The sequence below is a fragment of the Frankia alni ACN14a genome (genome assembly GCF_000058485.1).
Taxonomy (GTDB): domain Bacteria; phylum Actinomycetota; class Actinomycetes; order Frankiales; family Frankiaceae; genus Frankia; species Frankia alni.
In genome coordinates this window covers 6,726,041-6,751,729 of record NC_008278.1, presented here as the reverse complement: position 1 = coordinate 6,751,729, position 25,689 = coordinate 6,726,041, and the positions used below count along the sequence as shown (strand labels likewise).

Genomic DNA, 25,689 nt, shown 5'->3' with positions numbered 1-25,689 from the left:
CCGCGGTCCGCGTGGGGTCTGGTCAGGTGGACGGCCCTTCGCGAGGAGACGGCTCCGTGGCGCACCGGGGGTCCGCGGTGGTGCTCCGACGGGCGGTGGTGCTCCGACGGGCAGTGGTGCTCCGACGGGCGGTGGCGCGGACGCCGGCGGCCAGGTCGGCACCGCATCGTCGCGCTCGGTCATGGTCGGGGACTCCGTCGGCGGCTCGGGGAGGAGGGAAGCCGAACCTCATCCTCCGTTGCGCGCCGACTGCCTCAGGTGATTGACCCCGCTCCCTCGGCGCCGTGTCCCCCTCGCCCGCGGTGGAGTGCCCGCCCTCGGCGAGCGGTGCGCGTGCCGCCGGCAGATGCCGGCGCGGGTGGACGGCCGTCGACCCGATCGGCGTTTGTTCGGTCCGTCAGGTCGAGCCGTGCCAGCCCGAGCCGTGCCAGCCCGAGCCGCGGCGGCCAGGATCACGTCCCTGCTCAGAAGCGGAAGTAGATGAAGGGGGCGACGTCCTGTTGGCCGACGACCGCGTAGATGACCATCATCGAGGCGGTCAGCAGGGCGATCTGGGGGCCGAGGCGCACCTCGGCGAACCGGGCCCGCGTCGCGGCCCACCAGCCGGGCGGGATGGCCGCCGTGGCCAGGCCCACCACGATCGCGGCCAGCGCCGCGGGGGTGACCAGCGGCGCCGGGCCGCCCGCGGTGAACAGCCGCGCGAACAGCCGGCCCGCCGTGGCCAGATTCGGGGCGCGGAAGAGCACCCAGGTCGCGCAGACGAAGTGGAAGACAGCCAGCCGGGCCGCCCAGCCGCGCACGGCGCCGCCGACCCGGCCCGCACTCGGTGGCCCGGCGGCGCTTCGAGCCGCACTCGGCGACCCGGCGGCGCTCCGAGCCGCACTCGGCGGCCCGGCGGCGCTTCGAGCCGCACCCCCGGCGGCGCTCTGGGGGGCGGCCGGAGCTGCGGCGCGCGGCAGCGGTATGCGGGCGAGCCCGGCGGCGTCCGCCCGCCGCGCCTGTCTCGCCCGCCAGGTCCGCAGCCGGCGCTCGGTGACCAGGGCCGCGCCGTGCAGCGCCCCCCACAGCACGAAGGTCCACGACGCGCCGTGCCACAGGCCGCCCAAAGTCATGGTGATCATGAGGTTCAGGTAGGTCCGGCGACGTCCGCGTCGGCTCCCCCCGAGCGGCAGGTACACGTAGTCGCGCAGCCAGCGCGACAGGGTCATGTGCCAGCGCCGCCAGAACTCCTGCAGGCTGCGCGACGCGTACGGCCGGTCGAAGTTGTCCGGGAAGCGGAAGCCCAGCAGCAGCGCGATCCCGATGGCGATGTCGGAGTAGGCCGAGAAGTCGCAGTAGATCTGGACGGCGTAGCCGTAGACGGCGGCGAGGATCTCCGCGGACGAGTGCTGGCCCGGGGCGTCGAAGACCGGGTCGACCAGCCGGGCGGCGAGGACGTCGGCGAGCACCACCTTCTTGACCAGCCCGCCGAGGATGAGGAACGCCGCGCGGGTGGTCGGCACCCGGGCCGGGTCGCGCGGCGTCGCGAGCTGCGGGAGGAACTCGCTGGCCCGCACAATCGGACCGGCCACGAGGTGCGGGAAGAACGCCTCGTAGACGGCGAAGTCGAGCAGCGGCGCCGGCGCGCTGGTCCCCCGGTGGACGTCGATGACGTAGCTCAGCGCCTGGAAGGTGAAGAACGAGATCCCGATGGGCAGCGCCACCTGGAGCAGGGGGAGCGGCGCGGGCAGCCCGACGTCGGCCAGGGCGCGATCGACGGACAGCGCGAAGAAGCCGTAGTACTTGAACCAGCCGAGCAGGCCGAGGTCGCAGGCGATCGCGGCGGCGAGGATGCGCCGGTCCCGGAAGCGGTGGATCGCCCGCGCGGCGGCCTGGTTGATCAGGGTCGAGGCGACGATGAGCAGGACGAACCGGGCGTCGGCGAAGCCGTAGAAGAAGTACGACGCGGCGAGGACGAACGGCTTCCACAGCGCCGGTCGGGGCATCAGCAGCCAGGACAGCGCCATCACCACGACGAAGAACGCCGCGAACTCGATCGTCGGAAAGATCACGTGTTGTCGTCCAGGGAGATCGGGCGGGCGGCGGGTGGCGGGTCGCCTGACGGAGGGGCTACACGTCGCTACTCTATGGAGTTGTCGGGATGCATAAAGTAGCGACTGGCCGAGGATGGGTGCCCACGCGTGGCGGGAGGACCGGTGGGCTCCGCCTCCTCGGCGGGCGCAGCGGCCCGATTGGGTGAGGTTGGCTCGATTTGGCCTGGAAGACGTGCGCGCCAGCCACGGGATGGTTACCTTCCGACCATGGGCATCGTCACGGTCAACGGCATCGACCTCGCCTACGAGATCCACGGCGACGACGACGGTCTGCCGCTGCTGCTGATCGGCGGCCTTGGCCAGCAGCTCGTCGGCTGGCATCCCGACCTGCTCGCCGCGCTCGCCCGGCGCGGCTACCGGGCGATCGTCTTCGACAACCGCGACGTGGGCCTGTCCACCCATCTCGATCACCTCGGCCGGCCCGACCTCGGGGCGATCATCGCCGGGCGCTTCGACCTCGCCCCCTACGGGCTCGCCGACCTCGCCACCGACGCGCTGGGCCTGCTCACCGCGCTCGGCGTCGAGTCGGCGCACCTGCTGGGCCTGTCGATGGGCGGCATGATCGCCCAGATCGCGGCGTTGCGCAGCCCGGGGCAGGTCCGCAGCCTCACGTCGGTGATGTCGCACCCCGGCGACCACCGGGTGCAGCCGACGCGGGAGGCCATCGGGTTGTTCCTGCGCCCGGCGCCGCTCGACCTGGAGCAGTCCGTCCTCGCCGCGCACGAGGCGTATCGGGTGCTCGGCTCGCCGGAGTTCGCGCCGGACGAGGCGTGGGTGCGCCGGCGCGCCGAGATCTACTGGGACCGGCGGGCCAACCCCGACGGTCTGCTGCGCCAGGTCGCCGCGGTGCTCTCCGCCCCGGACCGCACCGCGGAGCTCGCCGGGCTGCGCCCGCCCACCCTCGTCGTCCACGGCGGCGCCGACCCACTCGTTCCCGTGATCGGCGGCCGGCTCACGGCCGCGGCGATCCCGGCCGCGGAGCTGCTGGAGATCGACGGGATGGGCCACGACCTGCCCCGGCAGGTGTGGGACCGGGTGCTGGACAAGCTGGAGGACGTCGTCGACCGTGGAGAGGCCGGTCGGCACTACCTCGCCGCCGCGAGCTGATCCCGGCCGTGAGCTGAGCGGCCGTGAGCTGAGCGGCCGTGCGGCCGTCGAGGCGCCGCCCCCGGCCTACGCGCCGGGTTTGACCACCATCAGGGCGACGACCACGACCCAGCAGGCGGAGCTCAGCACCGCGCCGCCGGTGACGGTGCCGAGCCGGCGCCGGGCGTCCCCGCCCGCGTCGATCTCGGCGACGGCGTGCGACAGGCCGGGTGCGATGACCGCCAGGCAGATCCCGCACGCCACCACCCACAGCACCAGCGAGCCCAGCAGCCAGGAGTCGCTGAACGACCGCACACTGCCGAAGGACCCCTGGTGCACCATCCCCGCGCCGGTTACCGCGATGAGCAGCGAGGCCAGCCCGAACCCGCGCACCAGCCGGGCGGCGAGCCGCAGCATCGGCAGGGCGCCCGGCCCGGCCCGCAGCAGCCGGGGAATGGCCGCGCAGACCAGGGTCAGCGGTCCGATGACGAAGATCGCGAGAAGGACGTGCAGGGTGAGGAGGAGCCCGAAGCTGCCCGGATGCGGCATGCGCAGACGGTACCGACCGACTCCTCACCCTTGTGCACCGACCGCCTGAGCACCGGCTGTGGGCCGCCTGTGCAGGTCCGGTGCTCTGGGGGGTCGTGCCTCGCGGGGCTCGGCGCCCTCAGAGCGGGAAGGACTGGTAATAGAGCAGTTTCACCGCATCGCCGAAGTACGTCCCGTACAGGCGGTCGGTGGAGCCGGCGTAGGCGTAGCTGACCACCCCGTCGATCCAGCCGTGGCCGGGGCCGAGCCGGCCGAACCCGGTGATGAACGGACCGCCGCTCGCGCCCGCCGTCATCCGGCAGTGCACGCCGATCGACGGGCCCCCGTACCGGTCGACCGACCCGGGCCCGCCGCAGTAGATGAGCTGGCTGCCGTCGTACGGCGACAGGCGTGGGTAGCCGAAGCTGTACTGCGCGGAGGTGCTCGGCAGGCCGAAGGCGATGCCCTGGCCGCCGACCACGTTCTCGATGTGCTGGCCGCCGTGGGTGTTGAACAGCGCGAAGCCGGCGTCGACGTCGAAGTTCGAGCCGCCCGCCCACCCCGGTGTCACGGTCAGCCGGCGGGCGGTCCAGATGCCGTACGGCATGGTCCCGTCGGTGTAGCCGGGGACGAAGGCGACCCGCCGGGCGAACTGCGCGCGCGCGCCGCCATGCAGACAGTGCCCCGCGGTCACGACGAGGTCATGGCCCGGGCTGGTCACCACGCTCGCCGAACACGCGAAGTCGGCGCCGCCGATGGTGGTGAACAGTCGGCCGGTGGTCACCGTGACCAGACCGCCCCGGGTGTACGGCGTGCCGTCGCTGGGCGGCGGGGGCGTGCTCGACAGCCCGGGGCTCGGGTCGTCGGCGAACGGCGTGCCCACCGCCGCCGCGGTGCCGGACTTGGCGTCGGCCCGGTCGGTGGTGTGGGAGCCGAAGGCCCGGTCGCGACGCTCGGCCGTCCAGTACCGTTCGACCGCGCGCTGCTCGGCGTCGGTCACCGCGCCGGGTGCAGACAGCGGCGCCGGCTGCCCCCGGGTGATCTCGGCGGCGAGGTCGGCCGGCCGGACCAGTCCGGCGTCGGGACCCGCGATCGGCGGGCCGCCGACCACCGGCCGCGCCCCCGCGCCCGGCAGGCCGACAGAGCCGCGCAGGCCGTCCGCGAGGACCGCGCCGCCCGGCGCGGCCTGAGCGGGATCGGCCGGCATGGTCGTGGGGGCGAGTCCCATGCCCGCGGTCAGCAGCACGGTGGCGACCAGCCGCGAACGGACCGGTGGCCGGGGCTGCGGCCCGCGCTGCCGCAGGCTCGCCCGATGCCTCGCGCCGGCCACGCCTTCCCCTGCCCACCGTGACTTCACGATCGCGCAGAGTAGCAGAACTCGAGATTGCTGGGGCGGGGCGCGGCGGCCCCTCGCCAGGTGCCGGTCAGATGCCCCGCGGCGGGTGAGAGTGGGGTGCGGTCAGTCGGCGGGCGCGGCGAGGTGCTCGTGGGCCTGCGCCCAGGTGGGGGCGCCGGCGCTGGCCGGCGGGTGCCAGTGGACGAGCCGGGCCTGGGCCATCGCGGGTCCGAGGCGGCGCATCGCCTGCCGGTGGTGCGGGTTGCCGACGAACGCGTCCAGCGCGGCCCGGTCCATCCACGCGGACAGGGTGAAGTACTCGCGGCGCAGCGGCCGGGCGACGAGCGAGACGCCGAGGGCGCCGGGCGCCGCGAGCACGGCCCGCCGCACGGCGAGTGCCGAGCGCAGCATCGCGATCGTGTGCCTGGTCGAGGTGAGGACGAAGTGCGAGGCCATGACCTCGATGGCGCCGTCCTCGATGGCGTCGCCAGCACCACCAGCACCACCAGCACCACCGGTGCGTCCCGCGGCGCTGGTGCCCTCGGGTTCGGCGCCGCGGGCCTTGCCGTCGCGCGGGGCGGTCCAGGGAATCGTCGGCATGGTGACCCACCTCCACAATCGTCTGACTCGGACTGTCCTCCAGATCAGAATAGTCTCAATGAGACGGTATGAGTCAAGCCGTATTATGGAGACCATGGCGGAGATCGCGCTGACACCGGTGTCGTACCTGGTCCTCGGAGAGGTGGCCCGGCGCGGCAGCGCCACCCCCTACGACCTCAAGGTGGCGGTGGCCGAATCGGTCGGGAACTACTGGTCGTTCCCGCACGCGCAGCTCTACAAGGAGCCGCCGCGCCTCGCCGAGGCCGGGCTGCTGGCCGAGGAGCGGGAGACCGGGGGTCGGCGCCGGCGCACCTTCCGGATCACCGACGCCGGCCGGCGCAGCCTGCAGGACTGGCTCTCCTCGCCCGATCCCGGGCGCACCGAACTACGCGACCTCGGCCTGCTCAAACTCGCGTTCGCCGACCTCGGCCGCCCCGGCGACGTCGCCCGGCTCGCCCGCGCCCAGGCCGCCGCGCACCGGGCGCACCTGGAGGTCTACCGCACGCTGGCCGCACTGCCGCCGGACGCCATGGTCTGGACGCTGCGGCGCACGCTGGACCTGGGTCTCGCCTACGAGCGGCTCGTGGCGGAGTTCTGGGAGCGGCTCGCCGCCGACCCCGCCCTCACCCCGACCGCCCCGGCTCCGCCGCCGACCCCGGCTCCGCCGACATCGACACCGACCGCCGCACCCACACGACCGGCGCGGGACGTCCCCGGCGGGTCAGCGGGCGACGCGGTGGCGTCCCCGGGACCGCAGGTAGTCACGGATGACGTAGCTGCCGAGGGCGGTGGGGTCGGGTGAGAGCACCCGCCCGCCGTTGCGCCGGGCCATCTCCTCGACGAACTGCACGAGCCGCGGCTCGTCGTCGAGCATGAACACGTTGATGGTCACCCCGCGGCGGGTCAGCCGGTCCACCTCGGCCAGGGTCAGCTCGAGGGTCTCGGGCATCGGCGGCCAGGAGAACGACGGGGTGCCGTCGCGCAGCAGGTGCGCGGTGGGCTCCCCGTCGGTGACGACCATGACGACCGGTTCGGCCTGCGGGTACCGGCTGAGCAGCCGGCCGGCGATCAGCAGCGCGTGCTGCAGGTTGGTGCCCTGAACCATCTCGGAGTCGAGGCCGGCGAGCTCCACCGGCCGCAGCTCGCGGGCGTAGTCCGAGAAACCGATGATGTGGATCTTGTCCTGCGGGAACGACGTGCTGACGAGGGTGTGCAGCGCCAGCGCCGTCGACTTCGCGATCCCCCACGTCCCACGCAGGGCCATCGAGTAGGACAGGTCGACGAGCAGGCAGACCGCGGCGGTGGTGCGCCGCTCGGTCTCGGCGACCTCGAAGTCGCCGACCTCCAGCCGCACCGGCCGGCCCTTGCCGGTCGGCCCGGCGCGCAGCACGGCGTTGCGCACTGTGCGGACGACGTCGATCGGCTGGGTGTCGCCGAACTGCCAGGCCCGCGAGGTGCCGAGCAGGTCGCCGGCCGAACCGGCGTCGGTGAGGTTGTGGTCGCCGCGGCCCCGGGCGGAGACCTGGCGGAAGATCCGGGCCAGCGCCGCCTGCCCGATCCGGCGGACCGCGCGGGGGGTGAGCTCCAGGCTGCCGGCCCGGCGGGTGATGAACCCCTGCTGCTCCAACTCCCGCTCGATCTGCTGGAGGCTGCGCAGGTCGTCGACGGCGGACCGGCCCAGCGCCCGGGCGACCGCATCCGGGTCGATGTCCTCCAGGGAGGCGCCGGCGTAGTCCTGCCCGAGGGCGGAGGCGAGCTCGTCGAGCTCCGCGAGCTCCTCCAGCGCCGAGGTGGCGTCGCCGAGGCCCAGCGGCTCGTCCCCGGTGAGGCCCTCGCCGAGCCGGCCGCCGCGGCCACGGGCCCGGCCGCCCCAGTTCAGGTCCGGGCGGGAGGCGCGCAGCGCCTGGGCGAGCCGGGACATCTCGGCCGCCAGGCCCAGATCCTCCATGGCGGTGGACATCAGGTCGGCGAGCTCGGAGCGCTGCTGCGGGGTGAGCCCGGCGAGCAGCCGGGCGGCCGCCGCCGACCGGCGCGCCAGCGCGTCGACCAGCTCCTCGAGCGACTGCGGGTTCTCCGGGAAGAAGTCGCCGTACTGGGACATGAACTCGGCGAACGCCGCGTCGGTGTCCTCGCCGCGGGCGTCGGCCTCCAGCAGGGTGTTCAGCGCCCCGATCATGTCCCGGATGCGGGCGAAATCCTCCGGCGTCGCCCCCTCCAGGGCCTGCTTCATGCCCCTGAACTGGCTGTCGAGGACCTCCCGGCGCAGCAGCTCGGAGATCTTCTCGTAGGTCTCGCGGGCCTGCGGGGAACGCCAGTCGTACTCGGCCAGCGACCGCACCGCGCGCGCCGGGTCGGCGGGCAGCGCGTCGAGCTCGGCCTCCCGCAGGCGGGCCTCGTCCGACGGGTCGGGGAACAGTGCCGCCCGTTCCTGACCGACGGCCGTGTCGAGCAGCCGGCGGACCTCCTCCAGGGTGCCGTCCATCCGGCCGCGGGACCGGGCCTCGCGCCGGCGCCGCTCGATGGCGCGGCGCATGTCGTCCAGGCCACGCCGGCCCGGCATGCCGCGGCGCAGCAGCGCCTCCAGCGCCTCCCGGGGGGTGCGCCCCTCCAGGATCTGGCGGGACATCTCGTCGAGCGCGCCGGCCGCGGTGAAGGGGGAGGCCAGCGGGTCGGGCCCGCCGTCCCAGGGGCCGTAACGGAATGCGCCGGAGCTCACCGGGGTCCTCCCACGAGTGTCATGTCAGGAGCCGGGCATGTCAGGAGCCGGTGTCATGTCAGGAGCCGTAGACCGTCCGGCCCGGCAGCTCCTCCTTGGCGAGCCGGCGGTTGAGGTGCAGTCCCTCCATCGCCAGCTCCAGCGCCGCCGCGGCGAGGCCGGGCGACTCCGCGCCGTCCACGCCGAGCCGGTTCAGGATCGCCGCGAGACCGGGCACCGGACCGACCCGGCGCAGTAGCTCGGCGGCGGGCACCATGTCGCCCGTCTCGACCGGGCCGTCGGCGTCGAACCGGTTCTGCAGCCCGGTGAGGTCGGCTCCGGCGAGGCGGGCCCGGAACGTCTCGGCGATCGCGCGGCGCAGCAGCAGCGCGAGCACCTCGTCCTCGCGCCCCTCCTCGAGCTGGTCGAACTCGACCTTGCCGCGCACCGCCGGCACGATCGCGGCGAGGTCGACCACCCGGGCGGTGGGCGTCTCCTCTCCGGTCAGTGCCGCGCGGCGGACCGCGGAGGCGGCCACCGTCTCCGCCGCGGCCACCGCCAGCCGGGCCGACACGCCCGAACGCTGGTCGACCTGCGGGGCGTCACGGACGAGCCGGGTGAACCGGGCCACGATCTCCACCAGGTGCTCGGCGAGCTCGGGGGTCCCCAGCGGCGACCCCGCCCAGGAGATCACGGCCTCCTGGCGGATCAGCGCGAGCTCGTCGGCGAGCTGCAGGGGGTAGTGGGTGCGCACCTCGGCGCCGAAGCGGTCCTTGAGCGGGGTGATGATCCGGCCGCGGTTGGTGTAGTCCTCCGGGTTCGCCGAGGCCACCAGCAGCAGGTCGAGCGGCAGGCGCAGCAGGTAGCCGCGGACCTGGATGTCGCGCTCCTCCAGCACGTTGAGCAGCGACACCTGGATGCGCTCGGCGAGGTCGGGCAGCTCGTTGACGCTGAAGATGCCGCGGTTCGTGCGCGGCACCAGGCCGTAGTGCACCGTCTCCGGGTCGCCGAGGGTGCGGCCCTCGGCGACCTTCACCGGGTCGACGTCGCCGATCAGGTCGCCCACGCTGGTGTCCGGCGTGGCGAGCTTCTCGCCGAACCGGTCGGAGCGGTGGCGCCAGGCGATCGGAAGATCCTCGCCGAGCTCGGCCGCCAGCGCCCGGCAACGGCCGCAGACGGGCACGTACGGGTGGTCGTTGATCTCGCAGCCGGCGACGGCGGGCGACCACTCGTCGAGCAGATTCACCAGGGTGCGGATGAGCCGCGTCTTGCCCTGGCCGCGCTCGCCCAGGAAGACGATGTCGTGGCCGGCGAGGATGGCGCGCTCGACCTGCGGCAGGACGGTCTCGTCGAACCCGACGATGCCCGGGAAACGCGGCGTGTCGCCCTTCATCAGGGCGACGAGGTTGTCGCGCAGCTCCGTGCGGACGGGCCGGTGAACGTGCCCGCTGCGGCGAAGCTCACCCACCGTGGCATAGGGCGGAGCGGCATCCGCCGGCGCGGTGGCCGGGGATGTCGCGGTCGGTGGCATGGAATGACGGGGCGGTGCCGGCAGATCCTCCACGCGTCGACGGTACGTCGACACCGCCCGCGGCGCAGCGAAGTCGGCTGCCGTCCGCTGCAGGCGTAGTCGGGGGTACGCCGGCCGCCCCGCCCGAAGGAGCCCCGCGCCCGCCGACTGGCTCGTCCGGGCGGACTGGCGCGAAGGTGCCGGCGCGCCAGCCACGATGGGTGACCCCCGGCCCGGCCCAAGTGGCATGGACGATCCCGGCTCCGGCGCCGTCAGGAGCCGTAAGGTGCGACCGAGACGATCTCGACCTTCGCGGAGCGGCCGTTGGGAAGTGTGTAGCTGACGGTCTCGCCGGCCTTGTGGCCGTTCACGGCGCCACCGAGCGGGGAGGCGGGGGAGAACACGTCGATGGGAGCGCTGTGGTCCTCGCGGGAGCCGATGAGGAACTTCTCGGTCTCCTGCTCGCCGGGGAAGCGCACCTCGACGACCGTGCCCGGACCGGCCTCACCGGTCGTGGCGGGCGACTCGCCCACCTGGGCGTCCCGTAGCAGGTCGGAGAGCTGGCGGATCCGGGCCTCCTGCTTGCCCTGCTCCTCCTTGGCGGCGTGGTAACCGCCGTTCTCCTTGAGGTCGCCCTCCTCGCGGGCCGCCTCGATCTTGGTCGCGATCTCCGTGCGCCAGGGGCCGGTGAGGTAGTCGAGCTCGGAGCGGAGCCGGTCGTATGCCTCCTGAGTGAGCCAAGTCTGCTGCGTCACGCGGGTCACGCTCCTCGGTGAACATCAAAAGGGTCACGATATCAAGGTGAATCAAGGAATCCAGGGTCGAGCCCGCTGACTCCAGCACCGGCCGTCCACCGCCGGGAGACCCCAGACCAGCGGTTCTACCCTTCCGGGTGATCCGTCAGTCCGTGGTGTGGACCAAGACCGCACGCCTGGCGGAGCGGGAGCACGGCGAACGGGTGCCGGGCTCCATCGGTCCCCCTGGGGCCGGACCGACACCGATGTCGGTACGCCGGCCGGCGACGTCGCACCCGTCACCGCATGCGCGGACGGTGCATTGTGCCACGGCGTTGGGTGACTTTTCCAGATCAAACGTGGAGGCGGGCTCCATGGTTCCGCACAGTGGTGTAGCACGGCGGTCACGCCACGGCCACCCAGGTCGATGGCCGTGGTCCGGCCCGGCCGTCAGCGACAATGGTGGCATGCCTTCGGTCGACGAGCGGCATGGCCTGCGTCTCATGGCCATCCATGCCCACCCCGATGACGAGTCCAGTAAGGGCGCGGCCACGATGGCGCGTTACGCGAGCGAGGGCGTGGACGTGCTGGTCGTGACATGTACCGGCGGAGAGGAGGGCAGTGTCCTCAACCCGGCGATGGACCAACCCGGCGTCGCCGAGCGCATCACCGAGATCCGCCGCGAGGAGATGGAGAACGCCCGGCGCATCCTTGGCGTCCGCCAGGAGTGGCTCGGCTTCGTCGACTCCGGCCTGCCCGAGGGCGACCCGCTGCCGCCCGTGCCGCCGGGGCGCTTCGCCACCACGCCCCTCACCGCGGCGGCCCGGCCCCTGGTCAGGCTGATTCGCACCTTCCGGCCGCAGGTCATCACGACCTACGACGAGTCCGGCGGTTATCCGCACCCCGACCACGTCATGACGCACAACATCAGCATCGAGGCGTTCGAGGCGGCCGGCGACCCCGAGCGCTATCCCGAGGTGGGGGTGGACGCCGGGCTCGCCCCCTGGCAGCCGCTCAAGCTCTACTACCACCTCACTTTCCACAAGGAGCGCATCCTCGCGCTGCACGAGGCGCTGCTGGCCCGCGGCCTGGAGTCCCCCTACACGGAACGCCTCGACGAGTGGGCCGACCGGGCGGCGGACGCCGGCCGGCTCACCACCCGGGTGCCGTGCGCGGACTGGTTCGCCACCCGCGATCGCGCCCTGATCGCGCACGCCACCCAGGTCGATCCCACCGGATGGTGGTTCCGGGTCCCGCTCGACGTGCAGCGGGAGGTCTGGCCCACCGAGGACTACCAACTCGCCCGATCGCTGATCGAGGTCGGCACGCTGCCCGAGGACGACCTGTTCAACGGCGTGTGACCGTGCGCACGGCGGGTGGCCGGCCGGCCGGCGGGAGCTGATCGGCGCCCGCCGGCGGCGGTCCGGCGCGGCGTAATGTCGGGGTGGGCACCGCCGGGAGCCCACGGCGCACCGCCCGCTGGGCGGAGCCGGTCGCGCGCTCGCGCGCGGCGCAGCGGCGGGTAGACCGCAGAGTTTGGATCCGGGTGTGAGGACGTCACCGTGAACGAGATCTTCGCCGGTTCCGTGCTGGCCGAGCAGGAGAGCAGCGCGGGCGGTCTCGGACTGCTCATCGTCGTGGGGCTGATCGTGGTCTCCACCGGGCTGTTCTTCATGCTCTCGAAGAGCCTGCGCCGGATGCGCGCGAACGTGGCGAACGGTGACTTCCTCGGGGTCGATCCCGACCGGCTCACCGGCCCGGTCGACCCCCGCCAGGCGATCCGCCGCCGCTCGGTGCTGGCCGGCCGGCGCGGCCCGGTGATCGACGGCGAGGTCGTCGACGACGCCGCGGCCACGGATGGCGAGGGCGAGCATCTCGACCTGCCCGCCCAGCCCGGCCCCCCGGGTCCCGGCGGCCGCTAAGCAGTCTCCCCTCGGCCGCTTCCGGATCTTCTGCTTATCCGGAGGGTTTCGTGTCCGATTTATCCCTCCGGATAAGCAGGGTGGTGGCGGGAGCGGTCAGCCCAGGGCGATGTTGACGATGCGGCCGGGCACGATGATGGTCTTCTTGATGGTTCGGCCCTCGGTCTGGCGCGCGTAGTCGGGGTGCGCGGTGAGCAGCTCGCGGATCACGGGCTCTGCGGCACCGTCGGGTACCTGGAGGGTGAACCGCACCTTCCCGTTCACCTGGACCGGGATGGTCCGCTCGGACTCGGCGGCCAGCGCCGGGTCGCCCACGGGGAAGGCCGCGCGGCTCACCGACTCGCTGTGCCCGAGCCGGGTCCAGAGCTCCTCCGCGATGTGCGGGGCCAGCGGCGCCACCATCAGGACGAGCGGCTCGGCCAGCGCCCGGGGCGTCGCGGCCTGGCCGTACCGCTTCGAGACGTAGTTCGTCAGCTCGATGAGCCGGGCGACGGCCGTGTTGAACCGCAGGCCCGCGTACTCCGCCGCCAACGTGATGATCGTCCGGTGCAGGACGCGGGTGGCCTCGGCGTCCAGCTGCTCGTCGGAGACGGCGACCGTGCCGCTGCCCTCGTCGACGACCGCGCGCCACAGGCGCTGCAGGAACCGGTGGGAGCCGACGATGTCGTCGGTGTGCCAGGGCCGGTCGGCGTCGAGCGGACCCATCGCCATCTCGTAGACGCGCAGCGTGTCGGCGCCGAACCGCTCGTACATCTCGTCCGGGCTGACGCTGTTCTTCAGGCTCTTGCCCATCTTGCCGGAGCGGCGGTCGACCGGCGCGCCGTGGTGGGTGAAGCGGCCGTCGTCGGTCTGCTTCACCTCGGCCGCCGGGACGTACATCCCGCGGGCGTCGGTGAACGCGTCGGCCTGGATGTAGCCCTGGTTGAACAGCCGCTTGAACGGCTCCTTGGACGACACGTGCCCCAGGTCGTAGAGCACCTTCTGCCAGAACCGGGCGTAGAGCAGGTGCAGCACCGCGTGCTCGACGCCGCCGACGTAGAGGTCGACGCCGCCGTCGCCGGCCGCCGCGCCCGGCTTGGCCAGCCAGTACCGCTCGACGGTCTCGTCGACGAACCGCTCGGTGTTGGTCGGGTCCAGGTAGCGCAGGTGGTACCAGCAGGACCCGGCCCACTGCGGCATCGTGTTCGTCTCGCGCCGGTAGCGCTTCGGGCCGTCACCGAGGTCGAGCGTGACGCTCGCCCAGTCGGCCACGCGGGCCAGCGGCGGCACCGGATCGCTCTCGTCGTCCTCGGCCATCGCCGTCGGCCGGAAGTCGGTCATCTCGGGCAGTTCGACGGGCAGCAGCTCGTCCGGGACGGCGTACGGCAGGCCGTCGTCGTCGAAGACGATCGGGAACGGCTCGCCCCAGTAGCGCTGCCGGGAGAACAGCCAGTCCCGCAGCCGGTAGGACCGGGCCAGCCGGCCGTGGCCGCCGTCCTCCAACCACCGCACCGTCGTCTTGATCGCGTCGGGCTTGGTCAGGCCGGCGAGCACCGGCGTACCCGCGGGCCCGGGCAGGTAGGCACCCTCGCCGCCGAACGCCTCAGGCCACGCGGACGGCGGGGCGCCCGGGGTCACCCGGTGCTCGGCGTACCACTGCTCGTCCGGCGCCAGCACCGCCGGGATCGGCAGGTCGAACGCGCGGGCGAAGCTGAAGTCCCGGCTGTCGTGCGCCGGCACGGCCATGATCGCGCCGGTGCCGTAGCCGACGAGCACGTAGTCCGCGAGGAAGACGGGGAGCAGCCCGCCGCCCACCGGGTTGCGCACGTAGGCACCGGTGAACACGCCCGTGCGGTCGACCTCCTCGCCGCGCTGGCGGTCGCTGCGCCGCGCGGCGAAGGCCCGGTACGCCTCGACGGCGGCGCGCGGCGTCCAGGCGGGGTCCGCGGCGGCGGCCTCGACCTCGGCGGCTCCCACCTCCTCGGCCGCCACCTCCTCGGCCGCCACCTCGGCGGCCTCGCCGACGGCCGGGCCGCGGCCGGCGGGGAAGCGCCAGGCGCCGGGGGTGCCGGCCGGCCACGCGTCGGCGACCAGCGCGTCGACCTGCGGATGTTCGGGGGCGAGCACCAGGAAGGTCGCCCCGGCGAGGGTGTCGGGCCGGGTGGTGTACACCTCGATGCGCTGGCCGGGCGCCGCCCCGGCCGAGCCGGACGGGGGGACGACGGCGAACTCGACGCCGGCGCCGTCGCTCGGGCCGATCCAGTTGCGCTGCATCTGCTTGATCGAGTCGGACCAGTCGACCAGGTCGAGGTCGTCGACCAGCCGCTCGGCGTAGGCGGTGATCCGCAGCACCCACTGCCGCAGCGGCCGGCGGAACACCGGGTAGTTCCCGATGTCACTGCGGCCCTCGGCGGTGACCTCCTCGTTCGCCAGCACGGTGCCGAGCCCGGGGCACCAGTTGACGAGCTGCTCGGAGATGTAGGCCAGCCGGTGGGCGTCGACGACCCGGCGGCGGGTGACCCGGTCCAGCTCGGCCCAGGGCAGGCCCGTCGGGTTCGCGGCGCGCACGGCGTCGACCGACACGGCGGTGGTGCCGGCGGCGGGGCCGGCCGCCGGCGAGCGGGTCCCGGCCTCGAACTCGGCGATCAGCTCGGCGATCGGTCGCGCCCGGCCGGCCTGCGGGTCGTACCAGGCGTCGAAGATCTGCTCGAAGATCCACTGCGTCCAGCGGTAGTACCCGACGTCGGTCGTGGCTATCTCGCGGCGGGTGTCGTGGCCGAGCCCCAGCCGGGACAGCTGCCGGCGCATGTTGGCGATGTTGGCGTCGGTGGTCGTGCGCGGGTGCTGGCCGGTGTTGATGGCGTACTGCTCCGCGGGCAGGCCGAAGGCGTCGTAGCCGAACGGGTGCAGCACGTGGCGGCCGGACATGCGCAGGTAGCGGGCGAACACGTCGGTGCCGATGTACCCGAGCGGGTGACCGACGTGCAGGCCGGTGCCGCTGGGGTACGGGAACATGTCCATGATGTAGAACGGCTCGCGCCCGGCGACCTCGTCGAAGCCCGCGGCGAGCGGCCCGACCGGGTTCGGCGAGTTGAACGTGCCCTCGTCGGCCCACCGGCGCTGCCAGCGGCGCTCGATGTCCGCGGCGAGCCGGGCGTCGTAGCGGAACCCCGGCTCGTCGCCGGTCCCGGCCGTGGCCGTGGCACCGGAGGGGGGTACAGCGCCGGACGGGGATGCCGTGGCGTTCGCGGCGCCGGTACCGTGCTCGGCCGTCTCACTCATTCGCTCGTGCCACCCCAACTCGTTGGTACGCCGACCCTGCGACAACCCTGCCGCGTGCCCGCGGCGACTCCTCGACCGCTCTCGCGGCGCAACGGCGGCCTGGCGGACGGCGGTCGAGCGAGTGGACGGCGAACGGGTGGGCGAGCGGAGGAGCCGGGATCGTGCCTTCCCCCGAGCGTATCCGGTGCCGCACAACCCGGTTCCGACCGCACGCCACCACGAACGGACCGTGCCGCCCGAGCAGTCCCGGGCACCGGGTGATCTTCCCCTCCATGGTCGCCACGATGATCGACCTCGGCAATCGGTTTTCCTCCACCCGAGGGTCGCCGCCATGGTGCCGTGCCGGGTCTCACCCTGTCTCACCCGACGCCGCCCCTGGCATCTGCTGGCATGTTCAGGCATCCCGCGGGGCACGGGTGGGACTGGCGGAGCACCACCGGCTTCGGCCGGAGCAGCGCGCCGCGTTCCTGCCCGCCCGGCGGCTGTTCGTTCAGGGTCTCTCCGTCCGCGATTTCACCCGTCGCTGCGGGTCAAGGCGTTCACGTCGAAGCCGGGCCTGTTCGAGATGACCTGGGCGCCGGACGGCCGGGCGCTGTGGACGTACGGGGATCCGCTGCCGGGTCGCGGTACCGACCCGCATGTGATCTGGCTTCGGGTCGGTACCCACGACATCTTCCGCGGCTGACCCATCGGACGGTGCCCTCGACGACACGTCGCCGAGGGGCTGACCCGCCGGCGCCCGGCAGGGGTGGCTGGCGAGTTGGGGGTGCCGATGGCCACAGTCGGCGCGCCGGGGCACGGGTGGGGGCATAGCCGCTCGCCGCTTTGGTTGCATAGCCAGTGACCCGGGGCTCCACAGACCCGGGCGACGCCAGACCCTGAGGAGTTGCCCGGTGCCGAACAAGCTGGCGGAGCAGACGTCTCCGTACCTGCTCCAGCATGCGGACAACCCCGTCGACTGGTGGCCGTGGTGCCCGGAGGCGTTCGCCGAGGCGGCCCGCCGAGGGGTGCCCGTGCTGCTCTCGGTGGGCTACGCGTCCTGCCACTGGTGCCACGTCATGGCGCACGAGTCGTTCGAGGACGTGGTCACCGCCGCCTACATGAACGACCACTTCGTCAACATCAAGGTGGACCGGGAGGAGCGGCCGGACGTCGACTCCGTCTACATGGACGTCACCGTCGCCCTGACCGGTCACGGCGGTTGGCCGATGACGGTCTTCCTCACCCCGACCGCCGAGCCGTTCTTCGCGGGCACCTACTTCCCGCCCCGGCCCCGGCCGGGCATGGGGTCGTTCCGCCAGGTGCTGGAGGCAGTGGTCGCCGCCTGGCAGACCAGGCGGGCGGAGATCGAGGAGTCGGGAGCCGACATCGCCCGCCGGCTGGCGGAGGCGGCGGCGCGCGGCCCGGTCGCCGGGCTCGCCGCGAGCCCCACCTCCGGCGTCGCCGACGAGCTGAGCCCGCCGCTGCTGGACACGGCCGTCGCGGGCCTGTCCGCCCGGTTCGACGCGCGGCACGGCGGTTTCGGCGGGGCGCCGAAGTTCCCGCCGTCCATGGTCGCGGAGATGCTGTTGCGCCACGCCGCCCGCACCGGCGACGGGCACAGCCTGGAGATGGTGGCGCTGACCTGCGAGCGAATGGCCCGCGGCGGCATGTACGACCAGCTCGCCGGCGGCTTCGCCCGCTACAGCGTCGACGCGACGTGGACCGTCCCGCACTTCGAGAAGATGCTCTACGACAACGCCCAGCTGCTGCGGGTGTACCTGCACCTGTGGCGGGCCACCGGCTCGCCGCTGGCCCAGCGGGTGGTCCGGGAGACCGCGGCGTTCCTGCTCGCCGACCTGCGTACCCCGCAGGGCGGGTTCGCCTCGGCGCTCGACGCGGACGCGGTGCCGGCGGGCGTCCCGGCGGCCCACGCGCAGCCCGAGGAGGGCGCGAGCTACTCGTGGACACCCGCCGGCCTGCGCGCCGCCCTCGGCGCGGACGACGGTGCCTGGGCAGCGGAGATCTTCGGCGTCACCGCGGAGGGCACGTTCGAGCACGGGACGTCGGTGCTGCAGCTTCCGGCGGACCCGCCCGACGCGGCGCGCTTCGCGGCGGTGCGCGCGGCCCTGGCCGCCGCCCGGGCCGGCCGTCCGCAGCCCGCCCGGGACGACAAGGTGGTCGCCGCGTGGAACGGGCTGGCCATCGCCGCCCTCGCCGAGGCCGGGGCGCTGCTCGACGAGCCGGCCTGGATCCGCGCCGCCGAGGACGCGGCCGTGCTGCTGCGCGACGTCCACCTCGTGGCGGGCCGGCTGCGGCGCACCAGCCGGGACGGCCGGGTCGGGACGAACGCCGGCGTGCTGGAGGACTACGGCGACGTCGCCGAGGGGCTGCTCACCCTGCACCAGGTCACCGGTGATCCGGAGTGGCTGACCCTGGCCGGGGAGCTGCTCGAGGTGGTCCGGGCCCGGTTCGCCGCGCCGGACGGCGGCTTCTTCGACACCGCGGACGACGCGGAGGCGCTGCTGCGCCGCCCCCGCGACGACTCGGACTCGGCGACCCCGTCGGGCCAGGCGGCGGTGGCGGGTGCCCTGCTGACCTACGCGGCCCTGACCGGCTCGGCCGAGCACCGGAGCACCGCCGAGGCGACCGTGGCCCGGTTCGCGCCGCTGCTGTCCCGCGACGCCCGGTTCGCCGGCTGGGCCGGAGCGGTCGCCGAGGCGCTGCTCGCCGGACCGGCCGAGGTCGCCGTCGTGGACAGTCCGGCCCTGGAACGGCTCGCCCGGCTGGGCACCGCGCCCGGTGCCGTCGTGGTGACCAGCGGGCCGTTGGTCGCCGGGCGGGGAGCCCCGGGGGTGTACGTCTGCCGCGACTTCGTCTGCGAGCTGCCCGTGCACACCGCCGAGGAGGTTCGCAGGCAGCTCGGCGTGAAGGTCGCCACCTGAGGCCCCAAGCACTTTCACTCGTGACCCGGTAAGCGTGTAATCGTCGGCGGGGTGTGTCGGCGCGCACCCTGGCGGGGCCACGGCTCCGGACCAGTTCGGCAGGTTGGGCCCGCCCGCGGGTCCGGCCGGGGGACCTGAGGAGACTCGTCATGTCCGGTCCGCGTGGGCGTGGTTACGGCAGGCCGGGGGATCGGGCGGAGTCGGTGCCGGCGCAGGACGCGCCGGACTGGTTCGCGGCCCACGTCCCCGCCGGATGGTTCACCGGCCCGCCGGCCGTGGTCGTCGACCGGGACGAGATCACCGTCGTCGGGGAACTCCCCTTCGAGCAACCCCCTGTCGAGAAACCCCGCGCCGATCAGGCCGCTGCCTCTCACCCCGGGGGGGTGGCACCGTCGAACGGGCCTGACCTGGAGGCCGCCGCCCTGATCCGCGGGTTCCGCGAGCGCACCCGGGACGAGCGGATCGCCATCGCCGCCGAGGCCGAGCGGCGCTATGGACGCAAGGTCGCGTGGGGGGCGACCGCGGGCGCGGCCAGCGAGCTGTTCACCGTGCTGTCCGTGCCGGTGATGACGCGGCTGCGCCAGCCGGAGCGTCAGGTGCTGGACACCCTCGTCGAGTCCGGCGTGGCGCGCAGCCGCAGCGAGGCGCTGGCCTGGTGCGTCCGGCTGGTCGGGGACAACTCCGACACCTGGCTGCGCCAGCTTCGCGAGGCCCTCGAACAGGTCGAGAAGATCCGTGCCGAGGGCCCCGGCCGCTGACTCCCGCACGGTCCGCGGCGGCATGCCGGGCGGGTTGCGGCGCGTTGCGTACGGTCCGCGTGGGCAGACCGTGCAGTGCGCACCGCCACTGGCCCTGGGCTGAGCTGGGGTGGGATGGGGTGGGTGGTGGGGTCAGCGGATCGCGAACATCAGGGCGATGTAGTGGCAGGCCGCGGCGACGAGGGTGAAGGCGTGGAACACCTCGTGGTAGCCGAAGGTCGCCGGGGCCGGGTCCGGTCGCCGCGCGGCGTAGACGATGGCACCGAGGCTGTAGCAGACGCCGCCGACCAGCAGCAGGACCATCGAGGCGATCCCGGCCCGGTGAGCCAGCTCCGGGATGACGAAGACGGCGACCCAGCCGAGGGCGATGTACAGCGGCACGGTCAGGTACCGCGGCGAGTGCAGCCACAGCATCCGGATGGTCACGCCGAGTGCCGCTCCGCCCCACACCACGGCCAGGACCACGCGAGCCGTGCGCTCCGGCATCCCAAGGAGGGCAAAAGGGGTATAAGTGCCGGCGATGAAAACAAAGATCATTGAATGGTCGAGGCGTTTCATGCGCGACCGGGCACGTGACGTCGACCACATCGTGCGGTGGTAGAGCGCGCTCGTTCCGAACAGCGCCGCAATACTCAGCGCGTATATTGCGATCCCCAGTCGGGCACGGAGCGTGGTGGCCAGCGCCACGGCGAGGAGACCCAGTGCAAGGCTTACGGGGAATGCCCCGGCATGTAGCCATCCCCGCATGCGTGGTCGCACCAGGTCACGGGGGTGGGAGGGGCCGTCCGCCTGCGGAGGCCCGGCGGGCTGCTGCGTGAGGGAAGCCACGTCCAGGACGATAACCCGAGGCTTCCGGCAGCCACGAGACGGAGTCACCCGGCGGCGGTCCGTCCGTACCGGTGCGTGATGGATCCGACGCTTCTGTCCACTCGCTATCGCGCGACTGCGGGGGGAACGCGCGGTACAGTCTAATGATCCTGAACGCGACCTCGAACTGCCCCTGTACCGCGGGTTTTGTCAGCGCGTGAACGAGAACGTTCGAGTACTGAAGTCGGCACCTGCATACGGGGCGAGAACGCGGCGGGTTCGACTCGACCGGAGGTGTGAGCTGTGACGACCGCGGCACAGATTCCGGGGCTGGAAGCGGCCCCCACGAAGCACGCCAGGCTGGTCGCCTGGGTGCGTGAGATCGCCGAACTCACCCAGCCGGAACGGGTTGAGTGGTGCGACGGATCGGAGGCCGAGTTCGACCGGCTGACCAGTCTCCTGATCGAGAAGGGGACCCTGGTCCGACTGAACGACGAAAAGCGTCCCAACAGCTTTTACGCCGCCTCGGACCCCAGCGACGTGGCCCGGGTCGAGGATCGCACCTACATCTGCTCCGAGAAGGCCGAGGACGCCGGCCCCACGAACAACTGGATGGACCCGGCGGAGATGCGGGTCAAGCTCCAGGGCCTGTTCGAGGGCTCCATGCGCGGTCGCACGATGTATGTCGTGCCCTTCTGCATGGGTCCGCTTGGATCGCATATCTCGGCGCTCGGGGTGGAAATCACCGACTCGCCCTACGTCGTCATTTCCATGCGCACGATGACCCGTATGGGCGCGCCCGCGCTGGAACAGCTCGGTGAAGATGGCTTCTTTGTTCCGGCGGTGCATTCGCTTGGTGCTCCGCTGGAATCCGGTGCGGCCGACGTTCCGTGGCCGTGCAACACGACGAAGTACATCACTCATTTCCCGGAGACCCGCGAGATCTGGTCCTATGGATCGGGTTACGGTGGTAACGCGCTCCTCGGCAAGAAATGCTACGCACTGCGCATCGCGTCCGTTATGGCGCGCGATGAGGGCTGGCTTGCCGAGCACATGCTCATCCTCAAGCTGACGTCGCCCGCGGGTAAGGTTCACTACATTGCCGCGGCCTTCCCGTCGGCCTGTGGAAAGACCAACCTCGCAATGCTCATCCCCACCCTTCCCGGGTGGAAGGCGGAGACTGTCGGTGACGACATCGCGTGGATGCGGTTCGGTGAGGACGGCCGGCTCTACGCCGTCAACCCCGAGGCCGGCTTCTTCGGTGTCGCCCCCGGCACGGGCGAGCAGACCAACCCGAACGCGATCAAGACGCTGTGGGGTAACACGGTCTTCACGAACGTGGCCCGCACCGACGACGGCGACGTCTGGTGGGAGGGGCTGACCAAGCAGGCCCCGGGGCACCTCACCGACTGGAAGGGCCGCGACTGGACTCCCGAGTCCACCGAGCCCGCCGCGCACCCCAACGCGCGGTTCACCGTCCCCGCCGGGCAGTGCCCGACCATCGCCTCCGAGTGGCAGGACCCGAAGGGCGTGCCGATCTCGGCGATCCTGTTCGGCGGTCGCAGGGCGACCGCGGTTCCGCTGGTCACCGAGGCGCCCGACTGGCGGCGCGGGGTCTTCTTCGGCTCGATCGTCGCCTCCGAGACGACCGCGGCTCAGGCCGGCGCGATCGGCAAGCTGCGCCGCGACCCGTTCGCCATGCTGCCGTTCTGTGGCTACAACATGGCCGACTACTTCGCCCACTGGCTGGAGGTCGGCCAGAAGGCCGATCAGGCGAAGCTGCCCCGGATCTACTACGTGAACTGGTTCCGCAAGAGCCCGGAGGGCAAGTTCCTCTGGCCCGGCTTCGGCGAGAACAGCCGTGTCCTGGCCTGGATCGTCGGCCGCCTCGAGGGCCACGCCGACGGTGTGGAGACCCCGCTCGGTGTCCTGCCGACCAGGGACGCCCTGCCGACCGACGGCCTTCAGATCGACGAAGCCGACCTGGACGCCCTGCTCACGGTCGACATCGACGTCTGGAAGCAGGAGGCCGAGCTGATTCCCGAGCACTACCAGACGTTCGGCGACCGGCTCCCCGCCGCTCTCTGGGCCGAGCACGAGGCCCTGGTCAGCCGCCTCGACGGCTGACCAGCATCACCCGCGACACCCGCGACACAGCATCTCCCGCGACACCCCGGCCCGCGCCGGGCGGTTCCCCCGCCCGGCGCGGGCCGTCGCCTGTCCGCCTCCAGCCAGGTTCCCGCCACCTGCTCGCCTGTGACGTCGGCCAGCTGCTGGCCTGTGACGTCGGTCAGCCGGGCTCCGTCGGACGTCCGCGATCTGGTCTCCCGCCGGACGTGGGCCAGCCGGTTCCCGTCGGACGTCGGGCCCGACCGGCTCACGTCGGCTGGTTGCGCTCCGTCACAGATTCCGTGTACGTGGCACGTATTCGGGTGTCTGCTTCGAGGTGATCAGCAGGCCCGCATTCACCGGGAAACGGACCCGCTCGCCGCTCGCTGTGCGCCCCAGCCCGCATGTTCCACGGGTGTCTGTGCGTGTCGTCTTTGGGATTTCCTGCAACGTCCGCGGCTGGTCGGTGGATTTCCGTCAAGAGGGCGGGAGCGCTGATCCGTAGGAGAATCGGACCCCCGCCGGCCGCCCGCCCGCCGGAAAGCGCGGTCCGTCCGGCCCCGTGCCGCCCGATCCATCCAGCCCGAGTCGTTCCATCCAGATTTCCTGATGTTGCCGGGCCACCTGGCCATGTTTCCGAAAGGCTTCCGGCCACCCCGTCCGCGCCGGGAAGGGCACTCGCGTTACCTGGCTCCCAAGCCGGAGCCGCCCGATTCCTTGCTCCGGGTCCGGACCTGATCCCGCCGCGCGACGGGCTCCCGATCACCGCCTGGCCGCACATGGCCCGAGGATCCGACTCGGTTAGGTACTCCTTACCTTTCCTGGTCTTCTGGGGACCATGGCATCGTCAACCGAGCAGGCCGACCGCACCGCCCACCCCTGTCGCGCCGGCCTGTTCTCCGCTCACGCGCGCCCGGTGCCCTCCGCTTCCCTTTCTCCGATTTCCGCACCTCTCCGTGACGCCTTTCTGCCCTTCCCGACGGAGCGGACCGCTCCCTGCTCCCCGACCGCCCGCCGGCTCCCGTGGTTGCCGTGGTTGCCGTGGTTGCCGCCAGCCTGTGCTGCCGCCGGTCGCGGCCGGGTCGCGCCAGGCTCCCGAGGTCCTGCGGTGCGGGTCTCCATCCCCATCCGAGGCCCAGTTCTCTCCCGCGGTGCTGGTCGCGCTGCTCGGCGAAACCGGGCACACTGCCCAGCCCCAGCCCCAGCTTCGACGATCATGGTGCATTTCGGAACCGTGCCCTGCCCCCGGACCCCTGCTCCAGCCAGCCCGGTATGCGCGGTTCCGCGGAACCCCGCCACATCGCCCCGACCGGCCTCCACCTACGCGCAGGTTGTGGACCATGCGGGACGTGGAACCGCCGTCAACCATCTGCGCTTGCCGACGCCACCGCGCCGGGCACCGGTCGACGCGGTGCTCCCGCGCGGGGAGCCTGATCACTGCCGACGGGATCGGCTGCGTGACGGGGCTGTTGCTCGCGTGCGACTCTATTGATCTTGTGGTCTGACGGTGGTGGGGATCGCGGCGAGGTCGGCGGGTGCTGGTTGGCGCCGTGGGGAGGAGGGTCGCTGCGGGGCGTCATGATCGGGTCGGCATGTCACCGAAAGGGACACGATGGGCACCCGAGGAGGCAAAACGTTTCCCGTTCTTAACGCAACGTGTTGCCCGAAGTGGGTCGCCATCCTGGGAGGTGGCAGCTACCGTGAGAGCCCTAGCGTCTCAAGCCGTGGTCCGGCGTGGTGCCGGACCTCTCGGGAGGCCCCTCGGTGCCGCAAGCGCGACTACACCAGGAGGCCGGTGCCCGGCTCCTGGAGGGGTCGGTCCCGGACTACCTCCGAGTAAGCGGGTGGGCGTGTGCCACGAACGCATGTCGTCGACACAAGCGTGCTGCTTTCTGATCCTGGCGCGCTGCTGCGGTTCGCGGAGCACAATGTCGTGCTCCCCCTCGTCGTCATAGGGGAGCTGGAGGGCAAGAGGAACCACCCGGAGCTGGGCTGGTTCGCCCGGGAGGCCCTGCGCCTGCTGGATGACCTGCGCATCCGGCACGGTCGCCTCGACCAGCCCATCCCGCTGGCGGGTGGGGGAACGCTTCGGGTGGAACTTAATCACACCGACGCGGCTGTGCTTCCACCGGGGTTCCGGGTGGACACGAACGACTCGCGGATCCTGTGTGTCGCGATGAACCTCGCCCGCGAGGGCGCGGACGTCGTGCTGGTCACGAAGGACCTCCCGCTGCGGGTCAAGGCCTCGGTGCTGGGGCTGCCGGCGGAGGAGTACCAGGCGCTGTCGCCGGTGGACACCGGCTTCTCCGGCATGGCGGAGCTCACCGTCGCCCAGGAGGATCTCGACCGGCTCTACTCCCGCGAGTACACGGAGATCCTGGAGGCCGCCGACCTGCCCTGCCACACCGGCCTGGTGCTCACCACGGCGGGCGGCAGTGCCTCGGCGCTCGGCCGGGTCACGGCGGACAAGCAGGTCCGGCTGGTGCGGGGCGACCGGGACGCGTTCGGGCTGCACGGGCGTTCCGCGGAGCAGCGGGTGGCGCTCGACCTGCTGCTCGACCCGGACGTCGGCATCGTCTCGCTCGGCGGCCGGGCCGGCACCGGCAAGTCGGCGCTGGCCCTGTGCGCGGGCCTGGAGGCGGTGATGGAGCGCCGGGCCCACCGGAGGGTCGTCGTCTTCCGGCCGCTCTACGCCGTCGGCGGCCAGGAGCTCGGTTACCTCCCGGGTAGCGAGAACGAGAAGATGGCGCCCTGGGCACAGGCCGTGTTCGACACCCTCGGCGCCCTGGTCTCCCAGGAGGTGATCGAGGAGGTCGTCGACCGGGGGATGCTGGAGGTGCTCCCGCTCACCCACATCCGCGGACGGTCCCTGCACGACGCCTTCGTGATCGTGGACGAGGCGCAGTCGCTGGAGCGTGGGGTGCTGCTCACCGTGCTGTCCCGGCTGGGGCAGGGCTCCCGGGTGGTGCTCACGCACGACGTGGCGCAGCGCGACAACCTGCGGGTCGGTCGGCATGACGGGGTCGCGTCGGTCATCGAGACGCTCAAGGGTCACCCACTGTTCGCGCACGTCACGCTCACCCGCTCGGAGCGTTCGCCGATCGCGGCGCTCGTGACCACGATGCTGGAGGACCTGGTCCTCTGATGGGGGCCGTCCCCTGATGGGCGCCGTCCTCTGACCCGCGCTGCACCCGGACCGGGCCCGCGTGGCGGCCCGGTCCGCGGTGCAGCTCCGCGGCTCGCGGCGCCCGAATCCGGCCGGCGCCCGGCGCGTCGCGGGAACGCCCGGCCACTCTGGATGGTTGTCAGAGGAGACACTCATCGGA

Annotated in this window: 17 protein-coding genes; 8 read left to right on the top strand and 9 right to left on the bottom strand. The window is 72.7% G+C overall.

Annotation, left to right across the window (positions count from 1 at the left end; translation table 11 throughout):
- Positions 1 to 464: 464 nt before the first annotated feature.
- Entirely contained in the window at positions 465 to 2,051 is a 1,587-nt protein-coding gene (locus FRAAL_RS27135) for an MBOAT family O-acyltransferase (protein ID WP_011607271.1), read from the bottom strand.
- A gap of 249 nt (positions 2,052 to 2,300) precedes the next feature.
- Between FRAAL_RS27135 and FRAAL_RS27130 the strand changes: the two genes are divergently transcribed.
- Entirely contained in the window at positions 2,301 to 3,200 is a 900-nt protein-coding gene (locus FRAAL_RS27130; protein ID WP_011607270.1) for an alpha/beta fold hydrolase, read from the top strand.
- Positions 3,201 to 3,266: 66 nt separating this feature from the next.
- Here the strand turns inward: FRAAL_RS27130 and FRAAL_RS27125 are convergent, their stop codons facing one another.
- From FRAAL_RS27125 to FRAAL_RS27115, 3 genes are all read right to left on the bottom strand, one after another.
- Positions 3,267 to 3,728, bottom strand: coding sequence for a membrane protein (locus FRAAL_RS27125; protein ID WP_011607269.1), 462 nt, complete (start codon positions 3,726 to 3,728; stop codon positions 3,267 to 3,269).
- A 118-nt stretch (positions 3,729 to 3,846) separates the two neighbouring features.
- The gene (locus FRAAL_RS27120; RefSeq protein ID WP_083866939.1) at positions 3,847 to 5,037 is read right to left on the bottom strand and encodes a trypsin-like serine peptidase; all 1,191 of its coding nucleotides are present in this window, start codon (positions 5,035 to 5,037) and stop codon (positions 3,847 to 3,849) included.
- Positions 5,038 to 5,166: 129 nt separating this feature from the next.
- Entirely contained in the window at positions 5,167 to 5,643 is a 477-nt protein-coding gene (locus FRAAL_RS27115; RefSeq protein ID WP_011607267.1) for an antibiotic biosynthesis monooxygenase, read from the bottom strand.
- Between the two features lie 94 nt (positions 5,644 to 5,737).
- Between FRAAL_RS27115 and FRAAL_RS27110 the strand changes: the two genes are divergently transcribed.
- Positions 5,738 to 6,445, top strand: a complete 708-nt coding sequence (locus FRAAL_RS27110; RefSeq protein ID WP_011607266.1) for a PadR family transcriptional regulator — start codon at positions 5,738 to 5,740, stop codon at positions 6,443 to 6,445.
- Here FRAAL_RS27110 and FRAAL_RS27105 read toward each other — a convergent pair.
- The 3 genes from FRAAL_RS27105 to greA all read right to left on the bottom strand — a co-directional run bounded on the left by FRAAL_RS27105 (position 6,365) and on the right by greA (position 10,603).
- The gene (locus tag FRAAL_RS27105; RefSeq protein ID WP_011607265.1) at positions 6,365 to 8,359 is read right to left on the bottom strand and encodes a vWA domain-containing protein; all 1,995 of its coding nucleotides are present in this window, start codon (positions 8,357 to 8,359) and stop codon (positions 6,365 to 6,367) included. The genes FRAAL_RS27110 and FRAAL_RS27105 overlap by 81 nt on opposite strands.
- A 58-nt stretch (positions 8,360 to 8,417) precedes the next feature.
- Positions 8,418 to 9,869 (bottom strand): magnesium chelatase ATPase subunit I, encoded by a 1,452-nt coding sequence (locus FRAAL_RS27100; RefSeq protein WP_050997262.1) that lies wholly within the window; start codon positions 9,867 to 9,869, stop codon positions 8,418 to 8,420.
- A gap of 251 nt (positions 9,870 to 10,120) precedes the next feature.
- Positions 10,121 to 10,603: a transcription elongation factor GreA gene (gene greA, locus FRAAL_RS27095; RefSeq protein ID WP_041939848.1), complete on the bottom strand. Its 483-nt coding sequence runs from the start codon at positions 10,601 to 10,603 to the stop codon at positions 10,121 to 10,123.
- Between the two features lie 446 nt (positions 10,604 to 11,049).
- Here greA and mca point away from each other — a divergent pair, with 446 nt between their 5' ends.
- Together mca and FRAAL_RS27085 are read left to right on the top strand one after the other, a co-directional pair.
- On the top strand, positions 11,050 to 11,943 hold the full coding sequence (mca, locus tag FRAAL_RS27090) for a mycothiol conjugate amidase Mca (protein WP_041939847.1): 894 nt from the start codon (positions 11,050 to 11,052) through the stop codon (positions 11,941 to 11,943).
- A gap of 201 nt (positions 11,944 to 12,144) precedes the next feature.
- Positions 12,145 to 12,504: a hypothetical protein gene (locus tag FRAAL_RS27085; protein ID WP_011607261.1), complete on the top strand. Its 360-nt coding sequence runs from the start codon at positions 12,145 to 12,147 to the stop codon at positions 12,502 to 12,504.
- 96 nt (positions 12,505 to 12,600) lie between these two features.
- On the opposite strand, the gene FRAAL_RS27080 is transcribed toward FRAAL_RS27085, so the two are convergent.
- Entirely contained in the window at positions 12,601 to 15,765 is a 3,165-nt protein-coding gene (locus tag FRAAL_RS27080) for a leucine--tRNA ligase (RefSeq protein ID WP_050997261.1), read from the bottom strand.
- Between the two features lie 893 nt (positions 15,766 to 16,658).
- Between FRAAL_RS27080 and FRAAL_RS27070 the strand changes: the two genes are divergently transcribed.
- Both FRAAL_RS27070 and abmR read left to right on the top strand, forming a co-directional pair.
- Positions 16,659 to 18,689 carry a thioredoxin domain-containing protein gene (locus FRAAL_RS27070; RefSeq protein WP_011607258.1) on the top strand — a complete coding sequence of 677 codons (2,031 nt, stop codon included), beginning with the start codon at positions 16,659 to 16,661 and terminating at the stop codon, positions 18,687 to 18,689.
- Positions 18,690 to 18,838: 149 nt separating this feature from the next.
- Entirely contained in the window at positions 18,839 to 19,447 is a 609-nt protein-coding gene (abmR, locus tag FRAAL_RS27065) for an ATP-binding transcription factor AbmR (protein ID WP_011607257.1), read from the top strand.
- 132 nt (positions 19,448 to 19,579) lie between these two features.
- On the opposite strand, the gene trhA is transcribed toward abmR, so the two are convergent.
- The gene (gene trhA, locus FRAAL_RS27060) at positions 19,580 to 20,275 is read right to left on the bottom strand and encodes a PAQR family membrane homeostasis protein TrhA (RefSeq protein ID WP_231861371.1); all 696 of its coding nucleotides are present in this window, start codon (positions 20,273 to 20,275) and stop codon (positions 19,580 to 19,582) included.
- Between the two features lie 282 nt (positions 20,276 to 20,557).
- On the opposite strand from trhA, the gene FRAAL_RS27055 reads away from it, so the two are divergent.
- Positions 20,558 to 22,381, top strand: coding sequence for a phosphoenolpyruvate carboxykinase (GTP) (locus tag FRAAL_RS27055; protein ID WP_011607254.1), 1,824 nt, complete (start codon positions 20,558 to 20,560; stop codon positions 22,379 to 22,381).
- A gap of 1,834 nt (positions 22,382 to 24,215) precedes the next feature.
- On the top strand, positions 24,216 to 25,508 hold the full coding sequence (gene phoH2 / locus FRAAL_RS27050) for an RNA 5'-3' helicase PhoH2 (RefSeq protein WP_011607252.1): 1,293 nt from the start codon (positions 24,216 to 24,218) through the stop codon (positions 25,506 to 25,508).
- Positions 25,509 to 25,689: the final 181 nt, after the last annotated feature.

What these genes read in the sequence shown, in the direction of transcription:
- FRAAL_RS27130 (WP_011607270.1), top strand. Translation starts at nt 2,301, where the DNA reads ATGGGCATCGTCACGGTCAACGGCATCGACCTCGCCTACGAGATCCAC.
- FRAAL_RS27125 (WP_011607269.1), bottom strand. Translation starts at nt 3,728, where the DNA reads ATGCCGCATCCGGGCAGCTTCGGGCTCCTCCTCACCCTGCACGTCCTT.
- FRAAL_RS27115 (WP_011607267.1), bottom strand. Translation starts at nt 5,643, where the DNA reads ATGCCGACGATTCCCTGGACCGCCCCGCGCGACGGCAAGGCCCGCGGC.
- FRAAL_RS27110 (WP_011607266.1), top strand. Translation starts at nt 5,738, where the DNA reads ATGGCGGAGATCGCGCTGACACCGGTGTCGTACCTGGTCCTCGGAGAG.
- FRAAL_RS27100 (WP_050997262.1), bottom strand. Translation starts at nt 9,869, where the DNA reads ATGCCACCGACCGCGACATCCCCGGCCACCGCGCCGGCGGATGCCGCT.
- mca (WP_041939847.1), top strand. Translation starts at nt 11,050, where the DNA reads ATGCCTTCGGTCGACGAGCGGCATGGCCTGCGTCTCATGGCCATCCAT.
- FRAAL_RS27080 (WP_050997261.1), bottom strand. Translation starts at nt 15,765, where the DNA reads ATGAGTGAGACGGCCGAGCACGGTACCGGCGCCGCGAACGCCACGGCA.
- abmR (WP_011607257.1), top strand. Translation starts at nt 18,839, where the DNA reads ATGTCCGGTCCGCGTGGGCGTGGTTACGGCAGGCCGGGGGATCGGGCG.